Source organism: Neotabrizicola sp. VNH66, from assembly GCF_049445895.1.
Lineage (GTDB): Bacteria > Pseudomonadota > Alphaproteobacteria > Rhodobacterales > Rhodobacteraceae > Pseudogemmobacter.
This window is the reverse complement of record NZ_JBMSDW010000002.1, coordinates 252,100-273,145: the sequence shown is the minus strand read 5'-3', so window position 1 is coordinate 273,145 and position 21,046 is coordinate 252,100. Positions and strand designations below refer to the sequence as shown.

The following is a 21,046-nucleotide window of genomic DNA, read 5'->3' as shown; positions in this document are numbered from 1 at the left end:
GCGATCCTGTTTCAGGTCGGTTGCGATCTTTCCCCGCTCAGATGGCGGCGCGGATCTGCCCGGACAGACGTTCTGTCGAAAGGCCATAGCGGTCGTGCAGGGTCGGCAGGGCGCCCGCATCCAGAAACTCGTCCGGCAGGGCCGCCTGACGGAAGCTGGCAGGCGTCACGCCGTGGCGCAGCAGGGCCGTGGCCACCGCCTCGCCCAGACCACCGATCCTTGTGTGGTTTTCGGCCACGATCACATGGCGTCCGCCCTTGCCCACTTCGGCAAGGATCGTGGCTTCGTCCAGCGGCTTGATCGTGGGCACATGCAGGACCGACACGTCGATCCGGTCGACCTCCAGCGCCTTGGCCGCCTCCAGCGCGCGCATGGTCATGATGCCGGACGAGATGATCAGCACATCGCTGCCCCCGCGCAGCACCTTCGCCTTGCCGATTTCGAAGCGGTAGTCGTATTCGTCCAGCAAAAGCGGCACCTGCCCGCGCAGAAGACGCATGTAGACCGGCCCTTTGTGCGCAGCCATGGCAGGCACGGCCTGTTCGATGTCCAGCGCGTCGCAGGGATCGATGATCGTCATGTTCGGCAGGCCGCGGAAGATCGCCAGATCCTCGGTCGCCTGATGGCTCGGGCCATAGCCGGTGGTCAGACCGGGCAGGGCGCAGGCGATCTTCACGTCCAACATCTCTTCCGCGATGGCCATGGCGATGAAGTCATAGGCGCGGCGGGCGGCAAAAACCGCATAGGTGGTGGCGAATGGCAGGAAGCCTTCGCGCGCCATCCCGGCCGCCGCCCCGAACAGAAGCTGTTCGGCCATCCCCATCTGGTAATAGCGATCCGGATGCGCCTTCTGGAAGATGTGCAGATCGGTGTATTTGCCCAGATCCGCCGTCAGGCCCACGATCTCGGGCCGCTCTTCGGCCAGTTTCGCCAGCGCATGGCCAAAGGGGGCGGGCTTGGTGCGCTGATCGGGACCGGCCAGCGAGGCGATCATGGCCGAGGTGGTCAGCCGCTCTCCGCTGCGCGGATGCGACAGCCAGGCGGGGCGTTCGTATTTGCTGCGTTTCATTGCACATCCTCCGCGTCGATCAGCGCCAGTGCATCCTGCCATTCCTGCGGTTCGACCCGCAGGAAGTGATTGCGCTCGCGCGCTTCAAGGAAGGGCACGCCCTTGGCCATTCTGGTGTCGCAGATCACGATCCGCGGCTTTGGTTCGGTCAGATTGCGGCAGGCATCGAAGGCGGCGACCAGCGCGCCGATGTCGTTGCCGTTCACCCGTTCGACATGCCAGCCGAAGGATTGGAAGCGGTCGGCCAGCGGCTCGAACCCGGTCACATCGCGGGCGGGGCCATCGGCCTGCTGGTTGTTCACGTCCACGATGCCGATCAGATTGTCCAGCTTCCAGTGGGCGGCGGACCATGCCCCCTCCCAGGTGGAGCCTTCGCCCAGCTCGCCATCGGAGAACAGGCAATAGACGAAATTGCCGGATTTCTTGCGCTTCAAACCAAGCGCCACGCCCACGGCGACGGCCAGACCCTGACCAAGGCTGCCGCCGGTCATTTCCATGCCCGGCGTATAGGCGGCCATGCCGGACATCGGCAGGCGGCTGTCGTCTGCGCCGTAGCTTTCAAGCTCGTCCATCGGCAGGATGCCCGCCTCCAGAAGGGCCGCATAAAGCGCGATCGCGTAATGGCCGATCGACAGCAGGAAACGGTCGCGCCCTTCCCATTCCGGGTCTTCCGGGCGGTAGGTCATGGCGTGGAAGTAGGACACGGCCAGAACATCGGCCACGCCAAGGGCCTGCGCGATATAGCCCTGACCCTGCACCTCGCCCATGCGAAGGGCGTGGCGGCGGATGTTGCGGGCGCGCTGGGCCAAGGTCAGCGCATTGGGAAGATCGGGGATCTGCTGGGACATGATGCGGCGCTCTCAGTGGATCAGCATTCCGCCGTTCACATCGATCACCGCGCCGGTGATATATGCGGACAGATCGGAAGCAAGGAACAGATAGGCCCGGCCCACATCGCGGGCCTCGCCCAGACGGCCCAGCGGGATGCCTTCGATGATCTTCGCGCGCAGATCATCGGTCAGCTTGTCGCCGGTAATGTCGGTCTGGATCAGGCCCGGCGTCACCGAATTCACCCGGATGTTGTCGGGGCCCAGTTCGCGCGCCATAGCCTTGGCCAGCGCCATCACGCCGCCCTTCGCGGCGCTGTAATGCGGGCCGCCGAAGATGCCGCCGCCGCGCTGCGCCGAGACCGAGGACATGCAGATGATCGAGCCCGACTTTTGCGCCCGCATCTGCGGCACCACGGCCTGGCTCATGTAAAGCGTGCCGCGCAGGTTCACGTCCAGCACCGCCTGATAGCCTTCGGGGGTGATATCCATCAGCTTGACCGGCTGGGTGATCCCGGCATTGTTCACCAGAACGTCGATACGCCCGGTGGTGTCCAGCACATGGGCGACAGCGGCAAGGCAGGCGTCCTTGTCGGTGACGTTGCAGGCCAGCCCGATATGGCGGCCCTCGCCCAGCGAGGCGGCCGCGGCCTGCGCCGCCTGTGCATCAAGGTCCAGAATAACGACCCGCGCGCCCTGTTCGGCGAACAGTCTGGCCGCAGCCATCCCGATGCCTCGGGGCGATGCCGCCCCGGTGATGATGCATGTCTTGTCAGCAAGCAGCATTGGCCACTCCATATCGGCGCGATGCGCCTGTGGCGCACCGGAATTGCGATTGCGTGGAATGAGTTGGCGCTTGTCGAGCGTCCTGGCGCACCCGCGGCGCGCCCGGTGTGGTTCTCCCGCTCGGCCTCCCCGCCGATCTCCTCCTGAGCTATTCACTAAGCGACTGGCAGGGTTGCAACAAACGAATGTTTGGCACCAATAGGTGACAAGGATTCATCTTTCCGAGCGTCAACCGTCCATGGACGGGCCGCCCACCGCCAGTTCCGCCAACAGCCATGTGCGGAACAGCCGAAGCGGTGCGCGGGGCCTTTGTCCGCGCGGGCAGACGAAGTAGTGTCCGATGTAAGTCAATGGCTTGTTTCGATCTTTCAAAGGCTCCACCAGACGCCCAGCGGCAAGGTCTGCCTGCGCCAGAAGTGTGGATTCCAGCGCAACGCCAAGGCCGTTGGCGGCCGCGATCAGCGCCAGAAAGCTCCGGTCGAAACGTGAACCCAAAGGCACATGAGCATTGGCGGCACCGTTCGCCTCAAGCCATTGCGGCCAGCGGATCTGCTTGAACTCGCTTTGAATCAGCGGGTGCCGCAGCAGGTCTTCGACCGAATGGATATGCTCGGCCAGCTTGGGCGAACAGAGCGGCGTGACCGCTTCTTCACAAAGCGGGGTCACGTCCAGCCCCTTCTGCCGCGGTGGTCCGTAGACGATATCGGCGTCGAATTCATCGGTGTCGAACCGTGCGTAATCCACCCCGGCGGAAAGCCGGACCTCGATCTCGGGATGCAGGGCAAGAAAGCCCGCAAGACGCGGGGTCAGCCAGTTGGCCGCAAAGCTGGGCGCGGAATGCAGCCGCAGCAGATGCGACTTGCGGGCCGAGACCATATCCAGCCCCAGCCGCATTTCCTCGAACGCGCGGGAGGCATGCAGTTTCAGCGTCTCCCCGCTGGCCGTCAGCCGCAAGGACCGGCCCTCGCGCTCGAACAGCACGATGCCGAGCGAATCTTCCATCCGTTTCATGGCGTGGCTGATCGCGCTGGGGGTCAGCCCCAGTTCCTGTGCCGCCGCGTGGAAGGACTGCCAGCGCGCCGCAGATTCGAAAATACGCAGTGTTGCCACCGGAACTTTGAGTGTCATGTCGAACGCTCCCGGTCGTCGGATGGCCAGTGGTATGCAAGCCGTGAACGCTCTTTTGCATCAGGACGGCGGCATCGCGCAATTCAGCTCCGGCGTCATTGGTCTGATTGATGCGCGTCCGGTCACGTTCCGGCCGCCCGGATGGGCCAGCCGGGGACATGCATTGTGGAACCCGGCCGCATTCGCCTGAGGCGATCCTTTGAGGGCAGGGCGAGTTGCGACGAGGACCGCGCCGGGGAGACGATCACCGCAGGGAAGTATCTGCCCGTTTCGGAAACGCTAGAGCACCAGCCGGTCCAGAAGCTTCTTCATCCCGGCGGCAACCGCGAAACTGTCGTCCTGATGCTGTTTGCGGCAGAACAGTTCCCCGCTCCACCAGCCGACATAGCCGGTCGCCTTGACGGCATCCACCCATTCCTGAAGGTTCAGCACACCGCCCCCGGTGGGCACGTCGCGCAGCAATGATTCATCGGGGTGGCCACCGTCATGGCGCAGGGAATCGCAGACATGCACGCCATAGATCATGTCCCGGTCAATCCGCGCGATCACCTCGGGCGTGTCGCCCGAGACGTAGCAATGCCAGAAATCGACCACCATCTTCACATTGGGCCGGGCCGTCCGGTCGATCAGTTCCAGCTGGTCCGAGACGGTGTTGAGCGGGCACCAGCCTAACGCTTCAAGGTAAAGGATCAGGCCTTTCTCGGCCGCCATATCGGCCAGCCGGGCCAGATTGTCGGCAGTGATCCGGATCTGGTCTTCGCGCGGCAGGCCAAGAACACCCGTATAGCCATCGACCGCCAGGCCCGCGCCATGACGTCTGACCGTCGCGACGGAGACGGGGCCGGTAATCACCTGTACGCCCTTGGCTCCCGCAACCTGTGCCAGATGAAAAAGCTGTTCTGCGTCCTGCCACAGCGAGGCGGCGTCCTTGCCGTGCCGTTCGATATCCAGCAGAAAACCCGTGCCGGGAATGTCATAACCGCGCAGGCGGGCGGCCAGATCGGCCTCTGTCCAGCCCGCGGCAAGAAAGGCGCGCATCTTGGCGGCGGAAATCTCGATACCGTCATAACCCAGATCGGCCGCGATCTTCAGGTCTATCGCCATCGGCGCGTCCTTGGCGATCAGCGAATGCAGGAGGATTTTCTGGCGCGGGGCGGACATCGGCATCTCCTTTTCCGGGATAGGGGAACTTTCCGCGCAAGCCACCGTCCTGACAATTGCGCAGCGCAACGAATTCCTGCGCAATCTGACGCAACCTCTGCGCGCCGTTGCGTCATCAGCCTCATGCTTGCGAAATTGCCAAGGCCCCCGCCGCCCAGCTTACTGCGTCAATCATGCCGGAGGACGATTGGGGGAACGATGGACTGGGCGGATTATGTCATCATCGGCGGAGGATCGACCGGCTGCGTCATGGCGGCACGCCTCAGCGAAAACGCGGATGCGCAGGTTGTCTTGCTGGAGGAGGGTCCGCGCGATCTGAACCCCTACATCCATATCCCCGGCGCCTATTACAAGACGGCCCAGGGCCCGTTGCTCAAACGCTTCCCCTGGGAGCCGACGGATGGTCAGAACCGCACCGAACAGCCGACGATGGTGCAGGCCAGCGTGTTGGGGGGCGGTTCTTCGGTCAATGCGATGATCTACATCCGCGGGAACCCCGGCGATTACGCGATGTGGGAACGTCTTGGTGCGACCGGCTGGGGTTACGATGACGTCCTGCCCTATTTCAAAAAGGCAGAAGACAACAACCGCTTCTGCAATGAGGCCCATGGCATCGACGGCCCCTTGGGTGTGTCGGATGTGGACCATATCCATCCGCTGACGCGCGCCTGGCTGAAAGCCTGCCAGCAGAAGGGGGTGCCGCTGAACCCGGATTTCAACTCGGGCGCACAGGAAGGCTGCGGACTTTACCAGATCACCGCCAAAAACGGACGTCGCAGCAGCGCGGCGGTTGCTTATCTGAAACCCGCCCGCAAACGCAGGAACCTGTCCGTGTGCACCGGTGCGCGTGTGGTACGGGTTCTGGTTGAAAACGGCCGCGCGGTGGGCGTCGAATATGTCCACAAGGGTCAGACCCGCACCATCCGCGCCCGACGCGAGGTCATATTGTCGGCGGGCGCCATCAACACGCCCAAGCTGATGATGCTTTCCGGGATCGGCCCGGCAGAGCAGCTGCGTCGCCATGGAATTGAAGTCATCCATGACCTGCCCGGCGTCGGCCAGAACCTGCAGGACCATATCGAGATTTCGCTGATCTATCAGCTGAACGGCCCCCACAGCTACGACAAGTACAAAAAGCTGCACTGGAAGGCTCTGGCCGGGTTGGATTACCTGTTGTTCAAGGGCGGCCCGGCGTCGTCCAACCTGATCGAGGGCGGGGCCTTCTGGTGGGCAGACCGTGCCGAAAAACATCCCGATATCCAGTATTTCATGGTGGTCGGCGCCGGGATCGAAGAGGGCGTCGAGGCGGTTCCGGGCGGCAATGGCTGCACGGTCAATCTGGGCCAGATCCGTCCGCGTTCGCGCGGCGAAGTGCAGCTTAACAGCGCCGATCCCGCGGCCTTCCCGCGTGTGATCCCGAACTATTTCGGCGATCCCTATGATCTGGATGCGATCACCGACGGCACCATGTTCGCATTGGATGTGATGGAGCAATCCCCGATCAGCCGCTATGTGGAGCGTCGCCATCTGCCCGTGCCGGGGCCGGTGTCACGCGATCAGGTGCGCCGCTTCTGCCAAACCACGGCCCATGCGGCGCTGCATCCGGCAGGCACCTGCCGCGCAGGAACCGACGATATGGCGGTCGTCGATCCGCAGTTGCGCGTCCATGGAATTGAGGGGCTGCGGGTCGCCGATGCCTCGATCATGCCGACCTTGATTTCTGGCAATCCGAATGCGGTCTGCATCATGATCGGTGAGAAGCTGTCGGATATGATGCGGAGGTGAGGCGGATAACGCCCGGCACTCTTGGCGGAGGGGGCCGTGGCGGCCATCATCCGCCTTGTCCCTCGGACCGCCGGCCCGGCGCTGGCGGCAGAAGAGACGGTCGCCAGCGAACATCAGGACACGCTGGCCTTCAAGCTGTCCGCAGACCTTCCCCGGCGTCGATGGTCTGGCGGCGCCGGATTGGGGCGACGCTCCGGCCCAATGGCATCAGGTGATCGGGTCGCGGTGGAACGGGCGCCCGGAACTGTCGAATGCTGCGCGTCCAGCCCAAAGTGCCTGACCTGTTCATGACGCACTTGCCCGCTTCAGGTTGCGTCAGGTTTCTTGCGGGCGCGAAGTCGCAAGAATCTATCAATCCCCGATAAATCTCCCGCATCGGAATTCAAAAATGGCGGGGAGCCCATGAAGAAAACGATCCTGTCCTGTTCGCGCCGCGTGATCGGCGCGCTGGCCCTTGGCACCATGCTTGCACCGGTGGTTGCGCATGCCGAATACGATGGCCTGCCGCGCACCTTCATCTGGAATCCGGGCACGACCGATATGGTCGACACCTCGGGCTTCAAGAAGGATGGCCCGTATCGCATCGGTTTTGCCAATGCCTCGCAGGCCGATCTGTGGCTGGTGACATTCGCACAGGGGGTTCAGTTCCAGGTCGCGCAGCGCAAGGACCTGATCGAAAAATTCATAATGACCGATGCGAATTCGGATCCGGCCAAGCAGATCTCGGACATTCAGGATCTGGTCAATCAGGACATCGACCTGCTGATCGTGAACCCCGCCACCGCCGATGCGCTGAACCCCATTCTGGGCCGCGTCATGCGCCAAGGCATCCCGGTCATAACCGTCGCCCGCCGCGTCGAGGATGACGAGAATTTCGTATCCTTCGTCACCGCCTCGGACGCCTCGCTGGCCCGCACCTGCGCCGCCTGGATGGCTGAGACGCTGGGTGGAGAGGGCAAGATCGTGCTGCTGCCCGGACTTGCCGGTTCCAGCCCCGCCGAAGCCCGTCTGACCGCCGCCCGCGAGGTGTTCGCCCAGTTCCCCGGCATCGAGATTCTGGACACGCAATATACCGGCTGGAGCCCGGCGAATGGTAAGCAGATCATGTCCGCGATCATCCAGCGTTCGGGCCGCGAGATCGACGGCGTCTGGTCCGACAGCGGCCTGCAGGCGTCTGGCTCGGTCGAGGCGTTTCTGGCTGCGGGCTTCAAGCCCGAAGAAATCCCGCCCCATACCGGTGGCGACATGAACGGCATGTATAAAGCTGCGCAGACCAATGGCTTCAAGTTCTGTGGTGCCGACTACACCCCGTCCATGGGCATCAAGGCGGTGGATGTGGCGCTTGAGGTGCTTCAGGGCGCTTCGGTGCCGAAACAGGTCGACGTGAACTTCCAGATCGTCGTGTCCGAAGGCGATGACACCGCGTCGATCAAGGCTGATGTTCCGCTGGCGGATTATGTGGCCACTGACAAGCCCGACGATTTCATCATGGGTCATGGCATGGGCCCCGACTATGACCCCAAGACCTTCAAGGTTGAGCTGCCCTGAGACATCGGCAGGGGCGCCCCCCGGGTGCCCCTGCCATCATGGAGAATGAGATGCTGATCGAACTGAAGGCGATCGAGAAGGGCTTTCCCGGCGTCAAGTCGCTGGATGCGGTCGACTTCTCGGTCGCGGCGGGCGAAGTGCATGCGCTGGTGGGCGAAAATGGCGCGGGCAAATCCACGCTGATGAAGGTGTTGTCGGGGAACTATATCCCCGATGCTGGCACCATCTTTTACGATGGTGCCGCCCGGGTCTGGCGCAGCCCGGCCGATGCCATCGCAGCGGGAATTCACGTGATCCATCAGGAGCTGATGCTCTTCCCCGAACGGACCGTGGCCGAAAACATCTTTCTGACCAATCCGCCGCGCAACCGGCTTGGTCTGATAGACCGCAGGGCCATGAACCGGCAGGCAAAGGCCATTCTTGACCGGCTGGGGCATCATCTGGACCCGCGCGCCAAAATCCGCAGCCTCAGCGTTGCCGATCAACAGATGGTCGAGATCGCCAAAGCGTTGTCGTCCGATGTGCGGCTGCTGGTGCTTGATGAACCGACAGCCGTGATTTCGGGGCGCGAGGCCGAGATGCTGTTCGAGCGGATCGAGAAGCTGCGCGCCGATGGCGTCGGCATCGTCTATATCTCACATCGGCTGGAAGAGGTCTTCCGCCTGTCCGACCGCATCACCGTGCTGAAAGACGGTGGACTGGTCCGCACGGTGGTGACGCGCGACATCGACCGCGACCGGCTGATCGCGATGATGGTGGGGCGCGATCTGGCCGACATCTATCCCCCTGCGCGCGCTGTCATACCCGCGGGTCCGCCGGTGTTGCGGGTCAGGAACCTGTCCGCTGCGCCGCGGGTCAAGGATGTGAGCTTCGACCTGTTCCCGGGCGAGATCCTTGGCATCGGCGGTCTGGTCGGCGCCGGCCGGTCGGAACTGGCCCATGCGATCTTTGGTTCAGGGCCCTCGGCGGCCGGAACGGTGGACCTGTCGGGACAGCCGTATAGAAGGCGCAGCCCCGCCGCCTCGATCACCGCCGGCATCGGCTTCGTGACCGAAGACCGCAAAGGCGAGGGGGTCCTGATGCTGATGGACTGCGCGCGCAACATGTCGGCCCCGGTGCTGTCCCGTTTCGCCCGCGGCGGCGTCATCGACCGCTTTGCCGAAGAGGCCGCTGCGGTTGATGAGATCGCCCGGTTCCGCATCGCCATTCCCGGCCCGCGCTTCATGGTCCGCAATCTCTCGGGCGGGAACCAGCAGAAGGTGTTGCTGGCCCGCTGGGCGCGTGCCTGTCACAAGGTGCTGATCCTGGACGAGCCGACGCGCGGCGTCGATATCGGTGCCAAGGTCGAGATCTATCGCTTCATGCGCGAACTGGCCGACAGCGGCATCGCCATCCTGATGATCTCGTCCGAGCTGAACGAGCTTGTGGGCATGTCTGACCGCATCGTGGTGATGCGAGAGGGGCATGTCACCGGCACCCTGAACCGTAACCAGATTTCCGAAGAGGCGGTCATGGCCCTTGCCACCGTGGACATCCCTGCGGGAGCGCATGCGGCATGAGTGGCATGATCCTGAAACGCATCCCGAACCCGGCGCTGGCTATCGCCTCGGTCGCGCTGGTCGCGCTGATCATCGCGGGTCTGACCCTGACCGAGCGGTTCGGCACCGCCCGCAATGTCTCGAACCTGCTGGAACAGGCGGCACCTTTGGGCCTACTGGCGCTGGGGCAGATGCTGGTGGTGCTGGCGGGGGGCATTGATCTTTCCATCGGTACGATCGTCACCGCGACCTCTGTCTTCGTTGCCGTGCTGTGTGACCTTTATCCCGAACTGGCCCCGCTGATCCTTGTTGTGACGCTGCTGCTGGGGATTGTGATCGGTGCGATCAACGGGCTGATCATCAACGGTTCTGGCGTGCATCCCCTGATCGTGACCTTGGGCACATCCTCGGTTCTGGGCGGAGCGGTGCTGCTTTACACGATGCGGCCCGTCGGAGGTGTGCCGGTCTGGCTGGAGGATTTCGCCTATGGCGGGGCAGGCGGCATTCCCTTTGTCGCCATGATCACCGTCGCGGCCTTTCTGATCCTCGGCTTGGTGCTGCGTTCTACCCGCACCGGGCAGGCGATCTATGCCGTCGGCGGCAATCCCGTCGCGGCCAAGGCCGTGGGCATGTCGGTCGGCCGGGTGACGGTGCTGGCCTATGCGGCCTCCGGCTTTTTCGCGGCGCTGGCGGGGATCTATTTCGCCTGCCGCACCGGCACGGGCGATCCGCGTGTCGGCGATGCGATGACGCTGGCCTCGATCACGCCGGTCGTGGTCGGAGGCACTATGCTGGGGGGCGGTGTCGGCACGGTTTTCGGCACCCTGATCGGGGTCGCGCTGGTCGCCGTGCTGGGCAATGTGCTGAATTACATGAATGTCTCGACCTTCGTGCAATGGGTCGTGCAGGGGTTGGTGATCCTTGCCGCCGTCTCGATCTATGTTGACCGGAGCCGCAAATTATGACCGACGCCACCCTGTCACGCCGTCTCCGGCTTCCGCCGGGCCTTGCCCTGCCGCTGGCGCTTGGCGTCCTGCTGATCGCTGCCGGGCTGGTCCAGCCCTCGTTCCTGTCGTTCAGAAACATGCGGGACATCCTGACCCAGGCCGCGCCACTGTGCATCGTGGTGATCGGCCAGACCTTCGTCATCCTTGCGCGGGGGCTGGACCTGTCGGTTGCATCGCTGATGGCGACGGTGGCGGTGATTGCCACATCCTTCAACACCACGGGGAATGAGGTGCTGCCGCAGGTCGTCCTGATGTCGCTGGCGCTGGGCGTTGCGGTCGGCTTCGTCAACGGCTGGCTTGTGGTCCGGCGCAACGTCTCGCCCTTCCTGGCCACGCTGGCGATGATGACGGTGCTTCAGGGCGCCCGGTTCTATTACACGCAGGGCGCACCGGGCGGCAGCCTGCCTTCGGCACTGCGCTTTCTCGGGGCGGGCGAGGTCGCCGGCGTTCCGGTCAATCTGATCGTGCTGCTTGTGTTGCTGGCCGGCGCGGCCTTCCTGCTGGGCCGCACGGTGCCGGGTCGCAAGATCTATATCACCGGCGGCAACCCCCGATCCGCCGAGCTGGTGGGGATCAATGCCGGCCGGACGACGATCCTGTGCTATGTGATCTGCAGCGTGATGGCGGCCATCGCCGGGCTGGTGCTGGTCGGCTATGTCGGCAGCGTTGATAACTGGGTTGGCCGCGGCTATGAGCTGGACAGCATCGTTGCCGCGGTGATCGGCGGCATCGCCCTGACCGGCGGACGCGGATCGGTCGTGAACAGCGTTCTGGGCGCGATCATTCTGGTGCTGACCTTCAACTTCGTGGTGATCGTGGGCCTTCCGGTGCAGGCACAGTTCATCATCAAGGGCGTGGTCATCATCGTCGCGGCGACGCTGTTCAACCGCTTCGCCAACCGTTGACCGATGCGGACCCGTGCCCGGCTGGACACGGGTGGCAGGACACGGGTGACAGCCGTCAGACGGTGATTTCGATATGCATTCCGCCGGGGCCGGCCACCACGGCCTCGTAATAGCCATCGCCGGTCAGGCGCGGGCCTGAATGCAGCAGGCCAAGCATGCGGAACACTTCGGCCTTGTCGCGCACCGCCTGCTCGCTGCCAAGTGACAGGGCGACATGGGCCCAGCCCTCGGCCTCTGGGGCCGGGGCGCCCACCCAGGGGCCGGTCATCAGTTCGATCCGCGCGCCGTCCGAAAGGCTCAGGAAGACCGAGCGAAAGCCGGGCCGGTTGCGGCTGGCATATTCGGCCGAGGCGCAGGCACCAAAATGTGTCTGCCAGAATGCAACCGCCTCGCCCAGATCCCGGGTCCAGAGCGCGACATGCTCAATCCGCATCGCGCGCACCCGTGCTGTCGGCCAGCGTCCGGACCCGTGCGGCCGCCTCGGCCAGCCGGGCGGCGGGCAGGATGCCCTGATCGACGGCGGAAAGGATGCGGTCACGGACCAGCGCCAGATCGTTGGCCCCCGACAGCAGCAGCAGGTCCGAGCCCGCGACCAGCGCCTCGACCGCCGCGGTCGGCACGTCACGCTGATCGCGCAGCGTGCCCTGCGCATCAATGTCGTCGCTGACCACCAGCCCGGCAAAGCCCAGATCGCGCAGCGCGCGGACCGTTGGCGCCGACAGCGAAGAGGGCATGGCCGCATCCATTCCGGGCACAAGCGCCGGCCCGGTCATGATTGCGCGGGTGCCGGCGGCGATGGCGGCACGGAACGGGGTCAGGCCCGGGGCCAGTGCATCGGCATCGCCGCGGACGGTTGCGATCTCGACCGCCGGGTCACCGTCGATGTCGCGATGGCCGGGGAAGTGCTTGGCAGTGGTGACAACGCCTGCCGCCTCAACGCCGCGGATATAGGCCGCGCCGATCCGCGCCACCTCGGCGGGGTCCCGACCCAGCGTGCGGCCCTGCAGCCACGGATTGCTGCCGCTGACCACGTCGATCACCGGGGACAGGAACATTGTCACGCCCAGATCCCGTGCGGCGGCGCCCATGGCGCGGGCGACAGCCTCGATCTCGTCCGAAGACATGGCCTGCAGCGCTTCGGTGCCGGGCAGCTGCGGCACCAGACCGTGCAGGCGACAGATGCCCGAGGGTTCCTGATCCAACGCGATCAGCGCCGGACCGGCCAGCGCGTTGATGGCGCCGGTCAGGGCACGCAAGTCATCCGCGGTCTCGGCCGCGCGGCGCTCCGGCGACATCGCGCGGGCGACGTATTCCGCACGCGTTTCGCCGATCAGGAAGGCGCGGCCACCTTCGGACAAAAACCGGGCCAGCGGGTCGGTCAGGGTAAGGTCGTCAATCGCCGGCAGCAATACGGCATAGGCATCTGCCCGTGAGCTCATGATATGGTCCTTTGCGGAAGAAATCGGATCGGTCACTCGGCCGGACCGCGGCGCCCGAGGCCCTGTGCGCGCAGCAGATCGCCCAGAGCTTCGCCCTCGGCCACGGCCCAGGCGATATCGGCGGCGGCATCGGCGCCGACCAGCGGCACCAGTCCAGCGGTCAGCGTGCCGGGGGCGGCCAGATTTGCGGCGCATACCTCGGCCACCGCGCGGATACCGCTGACGCAGCGTTCGGCAAAAATACAGGCGGCGTTCTCGATCATGCCCAGGCTGGTCAGCAGGCAATGTGCCATCAGGGGCTCGAACGCGTTGCGCTGCAACTGTCCGGCTTCTGCGGCCATGCCGACCGACACATCCATGCCGGCGACATGAAAGGCGACCTGATTGACCATTTCGGGGATGACCGGGTTCACTTTTCCCTTGATCAGCGGCGAGCCGGGCTGGATGGCGGGCAGGGCGATTTCGCCAAAACCACCGCGCGGACCCGAGGAGAGCAGTCGCAGATCATTCGCAATCTTGGACAGCGTCACCGCGATGCCGCGCATCAGCGCCGAAAAGCGCACAAGTTCGGCATTGTTCCAGGCGGCACAGACCAGATCGTCTGCCCGACGCAGCGGCAGGTCGGTCAGGCGCTGCAGCTCGGCGATGACGGCTTCGGCGAAATCGGGCTGGGCGGCCAGCCCGGTGCCGACCATCGTGCCACCCAGATTCAGCCCGGCCAGACTTTGCGTGGCGGGCCAGATCTGCGCCGCGTCATGGCGCAGCGCACTGGCGAAGGCATGGAATTCTTCGCCCAGCGTCATCGGCACCGCATCCTGCAGATGGGTGCGCCCAAGTTTGAGGATGCCGCCGAATTCCTGCGCTTTGGCAGCGAAGGCCTCTGCCAGATTCAGCAGGGCGCGTTCCAGCATCGGCGCGCCCTGCATCAAAGCGATGCGCAGCGCCGTAGCATGGACATCGGTTGTCGATTGCGAACGGTTGATGTCCCGGATCGGGTGAAGGTGTTCATACTGCCCGCAGGCATGGCCCATCAGCTCCAGCCCGCGGTTGGCGATCACCTCGTTCAGGTTCATATGGCTGGAGGTGCCGCCGCCCCCCTGGAACACGTCAATGATGAAATGGCTGGTGTGCTGGCCGGCCATCACCTCTTCGCAGACCCGGCCGATGATCTCGGCCTTGCGGGCGGACAGCTTGCCCAGCCGGTAATTTGCGGCCGCCGCCGCCTTCTTGGTCAGCGCCATGGCGCGGATCAGCGGGACAAGCTGTTCGATCTTCATGCCTGAGACCGGAAAGTTCTCGGCCGCGCGCAGCGTGTTGATCCCGTAAAGCGCCTCGCCGGGCAGCGAACGGCTTCCCAGCCCGTCGGTTTCCGTTCTGGTCCAGGAGCCGGTGGAATTCATGGCGCCTCCTCAGCTTTCAGGCTTCGATCAGCACTTCGGGTGTAGTTCAATTGCCAGCCAGACCGAGTCGGTGTCTGCGTAATAACGGTGCCAGGGATAGGTCCACTGGTTGTGGCCGGTGACCCGGCAGAACGGATCATGCGTATAGCCGATCGGCATGACCACATCCTCATACAGGGCGGTGGCGTCGCGTTGGGCGAATTTCTGCATCCGGCCGATGCCGTGAATCTGGGTATGCACTTCGAGGAAGGGGTGCTCGTTATGGATGAAGCAGTCGGTATCGCCGGGCGACCACCACAGGTTCAGCTTCAGTTCGAACTCCTGGGGTGCCTCGGGGGCGCGACGTTCGTTGGTGAACACGAACGGGTCGGTCGTGACCGAGCCGATGGTGTCCTGCGCCGAGATGAACAGCGGCGTGTCGCGCGGAAAGCTTTTGATGCGATTGCCGAGCCAGTCCCACCCGCGGAACATGCAGCCGCCAAGGTTGGTGGGTTTCAGCACCTTGATGATCGCCGCCCGCTCACCCGAACGAATCGTGCCGCCGTGCAGCCAGGTCGATTTCCAGGCGGGGACGATGGCCGGATGGTCAATGCCGGTCACCATCGGTTCGGTCGACAGGTTGACGACGACGGCGTCCTCTACCACGAAATCTTTGGGATTTTCGATAAGCTGCGCCTGGATGAAGTCATCGGCGAAGGCAAGATCGCGGATCTGGTTGTGCATGGCTGGTCCCGGAAGGATGCTAGGATTTGGCGCAGGACACCATGGAATTCTGCGTCAAACCATTGCGCGACCAATGCAAAACTGAAGCAGACTGGCGCATTGTCACGCGTTTCGATGCGCACTCATGCCGGTTTGATCATCTCCGGGCTTTCGCCAAGATAGTCGCGCGCCTCCCGCGGGATCGAGGGGTCGTTCATGTCCAGCGTGGTTGTGGCCTGCAATTCTGCCCGGCTCAGCAGGCCCGGGCGGCGGTAATGCAGCACGGCGCGGGTGGAGAAGGGTTGCCGGAACATGGTGGCCGCCACGCCACTGACGATGCCGAACATGAAGCGCTTGGCGCTGCGCTGCACCGTCGAAAAGATGCCAAAGGTGAATTCGTTGCGCTGCACCGTCTCGAAGTCGATGGTGAAGACCCGGTCATCAACCGGGAAGGTGAAGCCGTGATATTTGAAGATATATTCTATGCGTGACGGGTCGTCGTAGCTGGGGAAACGCTCGACGTAATAGTGGTTCAGGAAGTCCCCGCTTCTAAAGATGCAGAAGGCCGAGCGCAGGATCTTGCGTGCATAAATTGACGAATACTGATAGCGGTCATAGCAGCCGACATATTCGCCCATGTCGATCTTGTTGGCCACCGCCACCGTGTCGAGGAAGCGCACGACCTGCGGCGCGCGGCGCAGATGGTCCAGCACGTCAAAGAAATTGCCGTCGACCAGTGCGCGGAAATGGTCATGTTCGGTAAACAGCACCTCCGGGCCAAGCCCGAAATAATTTGCGATCACCCGCGTGTTGCCCGATGAGGGCATGTGCCGGCCCGACAGGTATTTGTTGAACTGCTGGCGATTGATCCCCAGCTTGCGGCAGATCTGTGAGATCGACCCCTGCCGGTCGCACAGCAGGCGCAGGTTGGTGGCGAAATTCTCCATCCGGTCAGAAGGGTCGCGCGGCAGGTCGGTCTGGGCCATATCACCATCCTTCGCAGTCGGTGCGTCAGTTTGCGCCATGAATCGAATGGATGCGAAATTGCGACAAATTCGTCAAGCCCGCAGCATGCAGGTCAGTCATTTCAGACATGCGGCACCTGCAAAGCTGCCGCCAACCAGACGGGGAAGCGTATGAAACTCACCGGCGGACAAGTCGTAGCGCGCGCGCTGAAAGAATACGGGGTTGAATATGTGGCGGGCGTGCCCGGTCACGGCATCTGGTCGCTGTTCGACGCCTTCCTGCAGGAAGGTTCGGAGATCCCCTTTATCCAGGTGATGCATGAGCAAAGCGCCGTTCACATGGCTGACGGCTATTTCCGCGCCTGTGGCAAGCCGATGGCCTGTTCGACCTCGGTTGGGCCGGGTGCCGCCAATACCATCATCGGTCTTGCCACGGCCTATACCGACTCGACCTCGCTCTTCTACGTCTCCGGCTCGCCCCAGACCTATATGCAGGGCCATGGCACCATGCAGGAGCTGGAGCGCCAGCAGGACAATGCCTTTCCGCGGATCACAGAACAGGTGACCAAGCGCGCCTGGCAGGCCCATTCGGTCAAGACCCTGCCCTCGATCATGCACCGCGCCTTCAGCGAAATGCTGACCGGCCGGCCCGGCCCCGTCCATGTCGAAGTGCCGATGGATGTGCAGGTCGAGGCCGAGGAGGTGATGATCCATCCGCTGGACAAGCGCCTGCCGACCGGCGTGGCCTATCCCGATCCCAAAGCCATCGAAGCCGCCGCCAGAGTTCTGCTGTCCGCGCGCCGCCCGGTCATCGTCGCCGGCGGCGGTGCGATCACCGCCAATGCCTCGGCCGAACTGACCGCGCTTGCGGAAAAGCTGGGCGCGGCGGTGTCGATCACCTGGAATGGCAAGGGCGCCATCGCCGAAGACAACGATCTGTTTATCGGCGCTGTCGGCCAGACCGGCACCACCTGCGGCAACAAGATCACCGCTTCGGCCGATGTCGTCATCTCGGTCGGCTGCCGCTTCACCGACTGGTCGGCCTCGTCCTATGCGAAGGGCGTGTCCTTCAGCTTTCCGCCGGGTCGCCTGATCCACATCGACCTTGATCCGCGCGAGATCGGCAAGACCTATCCGACCGAGGTGGGCATCGTTGCCGATGCGAAAATCGCTCTGGCGCAGCTGCTCGGCGCGATCAGCGACGCGGATGCCGTCAAACTGCGCGACGACAATGCCGACTTCCTGGCAGATGTTCAGCAGGCCAAGGCCGACTGGCGCGCTTTGGTCGAGCCGCGCGAAACCAGCCGCGAGACCCCCTTCACCTCGCAGCGGCCGCTGGTCGCGCTGCGCAAGGTGCTGCCGCGTGACGGCATCGTCGTCGTCGGATCGGGCAACACCCAGGGCTCGGTCAAGCAGAGCTTCCCGGTCTATGAGCCCCGTACCCACATCACCTCCGGCTCCTATTCGCCGATGGGCTGGGCCGTGCCCGCCGCCATGGGCGCCAAGCTTGCCTGCCCGGAAAAGAAGGTCGTGGCCATCGTCGGCGATGGTGACTTCATGATGTCGCTGCCGGAAATGGGCACCGCGGTCATGAACGGCATAAACGTGGTGTTTCTGGTCCTGAACAATCAGGGCTACATGTCGATCCGCGGCGGTCAGCGCAAATTCATGGGCCGTCACATCGCATCCGAATTCAACCACCACGCCGGAAACGGCCAACCCTATTCGGCCGACATCACCGCCACCGCCAAGGCCTTTGGCCTTGAGGCATGGAAGGTCGAAAAGGATGAGGATCTGGAATCGACGCTGGACAAGGCGTTGAACACGAATGGCCCGACCCTGGTCGAGGTGATCGTATCGCGCGACGCCGCCGGTCCCTTCGCCACCGGCTGGTGGGATTTCCCCTCGCCCGCCTATTACGAAAAAGAACAGGCGGCCTATGCCGAAATGCGCGCGAAAGAGCAGATGCTCTGATCCGCGCGGCGGGAACGGCGCTGCCCGTTCCCGCCTCTCCTCCTCCCATTTTTCCAAATCCAGCACGGGTGGCCAACTGGCGTCACCCCCAGAGGAAAATTTGCCATGATCCGGCATGTGAAGACCGCGCGCCTTTCGCACGGTGACCAGACCGATCCCGCCGTTACCAAGACCGTACAGGATTTGCTGGAGAAGGTGGCCCAGGACGGCGACAAAGCGGTGCGCGAGCTGAGTGTCAGGTTCGACGGGCTTGATCGCGACAGCTATCGCCTCTCGGACGCCGAGATCGCGGCCTGCGTTGACGGGCTGACCAAACAGGAACGCCACGACCTGGATTTCGCGCAGGACCAGATCCGCAACTTCGCCCAGGCACAGCGCGACACGATGCTCGACCTTGAGGTCGAGACGCTGCCGGGCGTGATCCTCGGGCATCGCAACGTGCCGATCCAGAACGTCGGCTGTTATGTCCCGGGCGGGAAATATCCGCTGCTGGCCTCGGCGCATATGACGGTGCTGACCGCCAAGGTTGCCGGATGCGAGCGGGTCATCACCTGCGCCCCGCCCTTCAAGGGCCAGATCGCCGAGAAGATCGTCGCGGCTCAGGCTTTGGCCGGTGCGGATGAGATCTACTGTCTGGGCGGTGTGCAGGCCATTGCCGCGATGGGCTATGGCACCGAGACGATCAGGTCGGTCGACATGCTGGCCGGTCCCGGCAATGCCTATGTTGCCGAAGCCAAGCGGCTGCTGTTCGGCAAGGTCGGCATCGACCTTTTCGCCGGCCCGACAGAGACGCTGGTCATTGCGGATGACAGTGTCGATGGCGAAATCTGCGCCACCGATCTGCTGGGGCAGGCTGAACACGGCGCGAACTCGCCCGCCGTCATGATCACCAATTCCGAAAAACTGGCGCAGGACACGCTGCGCGAGATCGAGCGGCTGCTGAAGATCCTGCCCACCGCAGAGATTGCCGGCAAGGCCTGGGAGGATTTCGGCGAGATCATCCTGTGCGACACGCTGGAGGAGATGGTGGCGGAAGGCGACCGCGTGGCCTCGGAACATGTGCAGGTGATGACGGCAGACCCGGATTATTTCCTGAACAACATGACCAACTATGGGGCGCTGTTCCTTGGCGCGCGGACCAATGTGGCCTTTGGCGACAAGGTCATCGGCACGAACCATACGCTGCCGACCCTGAAATCGGCGCGCTACACCGGCGGGCTTTGGGTCGGCAAGTTCCTGAAAACATGCACCTATCAGAAAGTGCTGACCGATGAGGCCTCGGCGCTTGTGGGCAGCTATGCCTCGCGGCTTTGCCATATGGAAGGCTTCGTCGGCCATGCCGAACAGGCGAATGTGCGCGTCCGCCGCTATGGCAAGCGCAACGTGCCCTATGGCGGTGCCGTCGAGGCCTGACCCGATCCGGCCCGAGACGAGCGGAACGCCACCGGGCCACCCCCCCTTCACCAACCAACCTGCTCAGGGAGAAGACGATGATTACCATTCGTAAGGCGCTGACCACAACTGCGATGGCGTTCGCCGCGGCCATTCCGGCACATGCCGAAACCAAGATCGAGGTGCTGCATCACTGGGTTTCCGAAAGCGAAGTCGCAGCGCTGAACACCGTGCGCGAAGCCCTGGCGGCCAAGGGTTACGGCTGGCAGGACAGCGCCGTGGGCGGCATGTCCGGAGGCAACATGCAGCAGGCCCTTCGCTCGCGTCTCGCTGCGGGCAATCCGCCCGGCGCGATGCAGTTTCTGGGCTGGGAAGGCATCGACTGGTCGAACGAAGGCGTGATGCGCGACCTGAACGCGCTTGCCGCAGCCAATGACTGGGAAGCCACGATTGCCCCGCAGGTGCTGCCGTTCGTCAAGAACGGTGTCAATCTGATCGCCGTGCCGATCAACATGCACCGCCAGAACTGGGTCTGGGCGAACAAGGCCGCGCTGGACAAGGCAGGCATGAGCCAGCCCAAGACCTGGGCCGAACTGATCGAAAGCGGCGAGAAGCTGCGCGCCGCCGGTATCATCCCGCTGGCCATGGGGGATGAGCCCTGGCAGATCCAAGTCATTTTTGATGCGCTGGTTGCAGATATCGGCGGGCCGGATTTCTACAAGAAGGCGATGATCGATCTGGATGAAGAGGCGCTGGCCTCGGATCAGATGAAGCAGGTCTTCGACACGCTGCGGCAGGTGCGCGGGCTGGTCGATGATGGCTTCACCGGTCGTGACTGGGCCGTGGCCACCGGCATGGTCATTGATGGTCAGGCCGCGATGCAGGTCATGGGGGATTGGGCCAAGGGCGAATTCCTGGCCAAGGGCCAGAAGCCGGGGCAGGATTTCCTGTGCTTTGCCACGCCTTCGGAAACGACGTCCTTCCAGTTCATCATCGACAGCTTTGGCATGTTCAAGGTCAACGATGAGAACGTGACCAAGGCACAGGACGCACTGGCCGAGGTGGTGATGGATCCCAAGGTCCAGCACGATTTCAACATGATCAAGGGTTCGATCCCGGCGCGCACGGATCTGAGCGTCGACGATTTCGACGATTGCGCCAAGCTGGGCTTTGCCGAACGTGCGGCTGCCATCGAGAGCGGCGCGATGCTGGGCGCTGCGACGCACGGCTTCGCAGCACAGCCGCAATTCTCGGCGGTGTTCGGTGATGTGGCTGCACAGTTCTTCGTGACGGATATGTCGTCGGAAGATGCGGTCCAGATGCTGGTTGACGGTATCAACAACGCGCGCTGATCCGACCGGGGACGTCCCGCGCCCGTCGCCTTTCTGGCGGGCGCGGACCATCCCATTCCCTTTTTCTG

Annotated in this window: 18 protein-coding genes; 8 read left to right on the top strand and 10 right to left on the bottom strand. The window is 63.8% G+C overall.

Going from position 1 to position 21,046, the window contains the following annotated elements:
- Positions 1 to 37 precede the first annotated feature (37 nt).
- From ACO2Q5_RS03850 to ACO2Q5_RS03830, 5 genes are all read right to left on the bottom strand, one after another.
- Positions 38 to 1,069 (bottom strand): transketolase family protein, encoded by a 1,032-nt coding sequence (locus tag ACO2Q5_RS03850; protein ID WP_423288283.1) that lies wholly within the window; start codon positions 1,067 to 1,069, stop codon positions 38 to 40.
- Positions 1,066 to 1,917, bottom strand: a complete 852-nt coding sequence (locus ACO2Q5_RS03845; protein WP_423288282.1) for a transketolase — start codon at positions 1,915 to 1,917, stop codon at positions 1,066 to 1,068. The genes ACO2Q5_RS03850 and ACO2Q5_RS03845 overlap by 4 nt, the downstream gene beginning before the upstream one ends.
- Before the next feature lie 12 nt (positions 1,918 to 1,929).
- Positions 1,930 to 2,682 carry an SDR family NAD(P)-dependent oxidoreductase gene (locus ACO2Q5_RS03840; protein ID WP_423288281.1) on the bottom strand — a complete coding sequence of 251 codons (753 nt, stop codon included), beginning with the start codon at positions 2,680 to 2,682 and terminating at the stop codon, positions 1,930 to 1,932.
- Positions 2,683 to 2,910: 228 nt separating this feature from the next.
- On the bottom strand, positions 2,911 to 3,810 hold the full coding sequence (locus ACO2Q5_RS03835) for a LysR substrate-binding domain-containing protein (protein WP_423288280.1): 900 nt from the start codon (positions 3,808 to 3,810) through the stop codon (positions 2,911 to 2,913).
- Between the two features lie 279 nt (positions 3,811 to 4,089).
- Positions 4,090 to 4,971, bottom strand: coding sequence for a sugar phosphate isomerase/epimerase family protein (locus ACO2Q5_RS03830; RefSeq protein WP_423288279.1), 882 nt, complete (start codon positions 4,969 to 4,971; stop codon positions 4,090 to 4,092).
- A gap of 198 nt (positions 4,972 to 5,169) precedes the next feature.
- On the opposite strand from ACO2Q5_RS03830, the gene ACO2Q5_RS03825 reads away from it, so the two are divergent.
- The 5 genes from ACO2Q5_RS03825 to ACO2Q5_RS03805 all read left to right on the top strand — a co-directional run bounded on the left by ACO2Q5_RS03825 (position 5,170) and on the right by ACO2Q5_RS03805 (position 11,754).
- Positions 5,170 to 6,756: a GMC family oxidoreductase gene (locus ACO2Q5_RS03825; protein WP_423288278.1), complete on the top strand. Its 1,587-nt coding sequence runs from the start codon at positions 5,170 to 5,172 to the stop codon at positions 6,754 to 6,756.
- Positions 6,757 to 7,158: 402 nt separating this feature from the next.
- Entirely contained in the window at positions 7,159 to 8,304 is a 1,146-nt protein-coding gene (locus ACO2Q5_RS03820) for a substrate-binding domain-containing protein (RefSeq protein WP_423288277.1), read from the top strand.
- A gap of 50 nt (positions 8,305 to 8,354) precedes the next feature.
- Positions 8,355 to 9,863 (top strand): sugar ABC transporter ATP-binding protein, encoded by a 1,509-nt coding sequence (locus ACO2Q5_RS03815; protein ID WP_423288276.1) that lies wholly within the window; start codon positions 8,355 to 8,357, stop codon positions 9,861 to 9,863.
- Positions 9,860 to 10,807: an ABC transporter permease gene (locus ACO2Q5_RS03810; protein WP_423288275.1), complete on the top strand. Its 948-nt coding sequence runs from the start codon at positions 9,860 to 9,862 to the stop codon at positions 10,805 to 10,807. Before ACO2Q5_RS03815 ends, ACO2Q5_RS03810 begins: the two co-directional genes overlap by 4 nt.
- Positions 10,804 to 11,754 carry an ABC transporter permease gene (locus ACO2Q5_RS03805; RefSeq protein WP_423288274.1) on the top strand — a complete coding sequence of 317 codons (951 nt, stop codon included), beginning with the start codon at positions 10,804 to 10,806 and terminating at the stop codon, positions 11,752 to 11,754. The genes ACO2Q5_RS03810 and ACO2Q5_RS03805 overlap by 4 nt, the downstream gene beginning before the upstream one ends.
- 55 nt (positions 11,755 to 11,809) lie before the next feature.
- On the opposite strand, the gene ACO2Q5_RS03800 is transcribed toward ACO2Q5_RS03805, so the two are convergent.
- The 5 genes from ACO2Q5_RS03800 to ACO2Q5_RS03780 all read right to left on the bottom strand — a co-directional run bounded on the left by ACO2Q5_RS03800 (position 11,810) and on the right by ACO2Q5_RS03780 (position 16,281).
- A complete protein-coding gene (locus ACO2Q5_RS03800) occupies positions 11,810 to 12,187 on the bottom strand; it encodes a VOC family protein (protein WP_423288273.1) in 378 nt (125 codons plus the stop codon).
- Positions 12,177 to 13,193, bottom strand: coding sequence for a glycoside hydrolase family 3 N-terminal domain-containing protein (locus ACO2Q5_RS03795; protein ID WP_423288272.1), 1,017 nt, complete (start codon positions 13,191 to 13,193; stop codon positions 12,177 to 12,179). Before ACO2Q5_RS03795 ends, ACO2Q5_RS03800 begins: the two co-directional genes overlap by 11 nt.
- Positions 13,194 to 13,225: 32 nt before the next feature.
- Positions 13,226 to 14,593 carry an aspartate ammonia-lyase gene (locus ACO2Q5_RS03790; protein WP_423288271.1) on the bottom strand — a complete coding sequence of 456 codons (1,368 nt, stop codon included), beginning with the start codon at positions 14,591 to 14,593 and terminating at the stop codon, positions 13,226 to 13,228.
- Between the two features lie 27 nt (positions 14,594 to 14,620).
- Positions 14,621 to 15,316 carry a hypothetical protein gene (locus tag ACO2Q5_RS03785; RefSeq protein WP_423288270.1) on the bottom strand — a complete coding sequence of 232 codons (696 nt, stop codon included), beginning with the start codon at positions 15,314 to 15,316 and terminating at the stop codon, positions 14,621 to 14,623.
- Positions 15,317 to 15,438: 122 nt separating this feature from the next.
- A complete protein-coding gene (locus ACO2Q5_RS03780) occupies positions 15,439 to 16,281 on the bottom strand; it encodes a helix-turn-helix domain-containing protein (RefSeq protein ID WP_423288269.1) in 843 nt (280 codons plus the stop codon).
- Positions 16,282 to 16,431: 150 nt separating this feature from the next.
- Here ACO2Q5_RS03780 and ACO2Q5_RS03775 point away from each other — a divergent pair, with 150 nt between their 5' ends.
- From ACO2Q5_RS03775 to ACO2Q5_RS03765, 3 genes are all read left to right on the top strand, one after another.
- Positions 16,432 to 18,234, top strand: coding sequence for a thiamine pyrophosphate-binding protein (locus tag ACO2Q5_RS03775; protein ID WP_423288268.1), 1,803 nt, complete (start codon positions 16,432 to 16,434; stop codon positions 18,232 to 18,234).
- Positions 18,235 to 18,339: 105 nt separating this feature from the next.
- Positions 18,340 to 19,647, top strand: coding sequence for a histidinol dehydrogenase (gene hisD / locus ACO2Q5_RS03770; protein WP_423288267.1), 1,308 nt, complete (start codon positions 18,340 to 18,342; stop codon positions 19,645 to 19,647).
- Between the two features lie 77 nt (positions 19,648 to 19,724).
- Positions 19,725 to 20,978: an ABC transporter substrate-binding protein gene (locus ACO2Q5_RS03765; protein ID WP_423288266.1), complete on the top strand. Its 1,254-nt coding sequence runs from the start codon at positions 19,725 to 19,727 to the stop codon at positions 20,976 to 20,978.
- Positions 20,979 to 21,046: the final 68 nt, after the last annotated feature.

Excerpts from the sequence above, each read along its gene's own strand:
- ACO2Q5_RS03850 (WP_423288283.1), bottom strand. The coding sequence starts at position 1,069 with ATGAAACGCAGCAAATACGAACGCCCCGCCTGGCTGTCGCATCCGCGC.
- ACO2Q5_RS03845 (WP_423288282.1), bottom strand. The coding sequence starts at position 1,917 with ATGTCCCAGCAGATCCCCGATCTTCCCAATGCGCTGACCTTGGCCCAG.
- ACO2Q5_RS03840 (WP_423288281.1), bottom strand. The coding sequence starts at position 2,682 with ATGCTGCTTGCTGACAAGACATGCATCATCACCGGGGCGGCATCGCCC.
- ACO2Q5_RS03835 (WP_423288280.1), bottom strand. The coding sequence starts at position 3,810 with ATGACACTCAAAGTTCCGGTGGCAACACTGCGTATTTTCGAATCTGCG.
- ACO2Q5_RS03830 (WP_423288279.1), bottom strand. The coding sequence starts at position 4,971 with ATGTCCGCCCCGCGCCAGAAAATCCTCCTGCATTCGCTGATCGCCAAG.
- ACO2Q5_RS03825 (WP_423288278.1), top strand. The coding sequence starts at position 5,170 with ATGGACTGGGCGGATTATGTCATCATCGGCGGAGGATCGACCGGCTGC.
- ACO2Q5_RS03820 (WP_423288277.1), top strand. The coding sequence starts at position 7,159 with ATGAAGAAAACGATCCTGTCCTGTTCGCGCCGCGTGATCGGCGCGCTG.
- ACO2Q5_RS03815 (WP_423288276.1), top strand. The coding sequence starts at position 8,355 with ATGCTGATCGAACTGAAGGCGATCGAGAAGGGCTTTCCCGGCGTCAAG.
- ACO2Q5_RS03810 (WP_423288275.1), top strand. The coding sequence starts at position 9,860 with ATGAGTGGCATGATCCTGAAACGCATCCCGAACCCGGCGCTGGCTATC.
- ACO2Q5_RS03805 (WP_423288274.1), top strand. The coding sequence starts at position 10,804 with ATGACCGACGCCACCCTGTCACGCCGTCTCCGGCTTCCGCCGGGCCTT.
- ACO2Q5_RS03800 (WP_423288273.1), bottom strand. The coding sequence starts at position 12,187 with ATGCGGATTGAGCATGTCGCGCTCTGGACCCGGGATCTGGGCGAGGCG.
- ACO2Q5_RS03795 (WP_423288272.1), bottom strand. The coding sequence starts at position 13,193 with ATGAGCTCACGGGCAGATGCCTATGCCGTATTGCTGCCGGCGATTGAC.
- ACO2Q5_RS03790 (WP_423288271.1), bottom strand. The coding sequence starts at position 14,593 with ATGAATTCCACCGGCTCCTGGACCAGAACGGAAACCGACGGGCTGGGA.
- ACO2Q5_RS03785 (WP_423288270.1), bottom strand. The coding sequence starts at position 15,316 with ATGCACAACCAGATCCGCGATCTTGCCTTCGCCGATGACTTCATCCAG.
- ACO2Q5_RS03780 (WP_423288269.1), bottom strand. The coding sequence starts at position 16,281 with ATGGCCCAGACCGACCTGCCGCGCGACCCTTCTGACCGGATGGAGAAT.
- ACO2Q5_RS03775 (WP_423288268.1), top strand. The coding sequence starts at position 16,432 with ATGAAACTCACCGGCGGACAAGTCGTAGCGCGCGCGCTGAAAGAATAC.
- hisD (WP_423288267.1), top strand. The coding sequence starts at position 18,340 with ATGATCCGGCATGTGAAGACCGCGCGCCTTTCGCACGGTGACCAGACC.
- ACO2Q5_RS03765 (WP_423288266.1), top strand. The coding sequence starts at position 19,725 with ATGATTACCATTCGTAAGGCGCTGACCACAACTGCGATGGCGTTCGCC.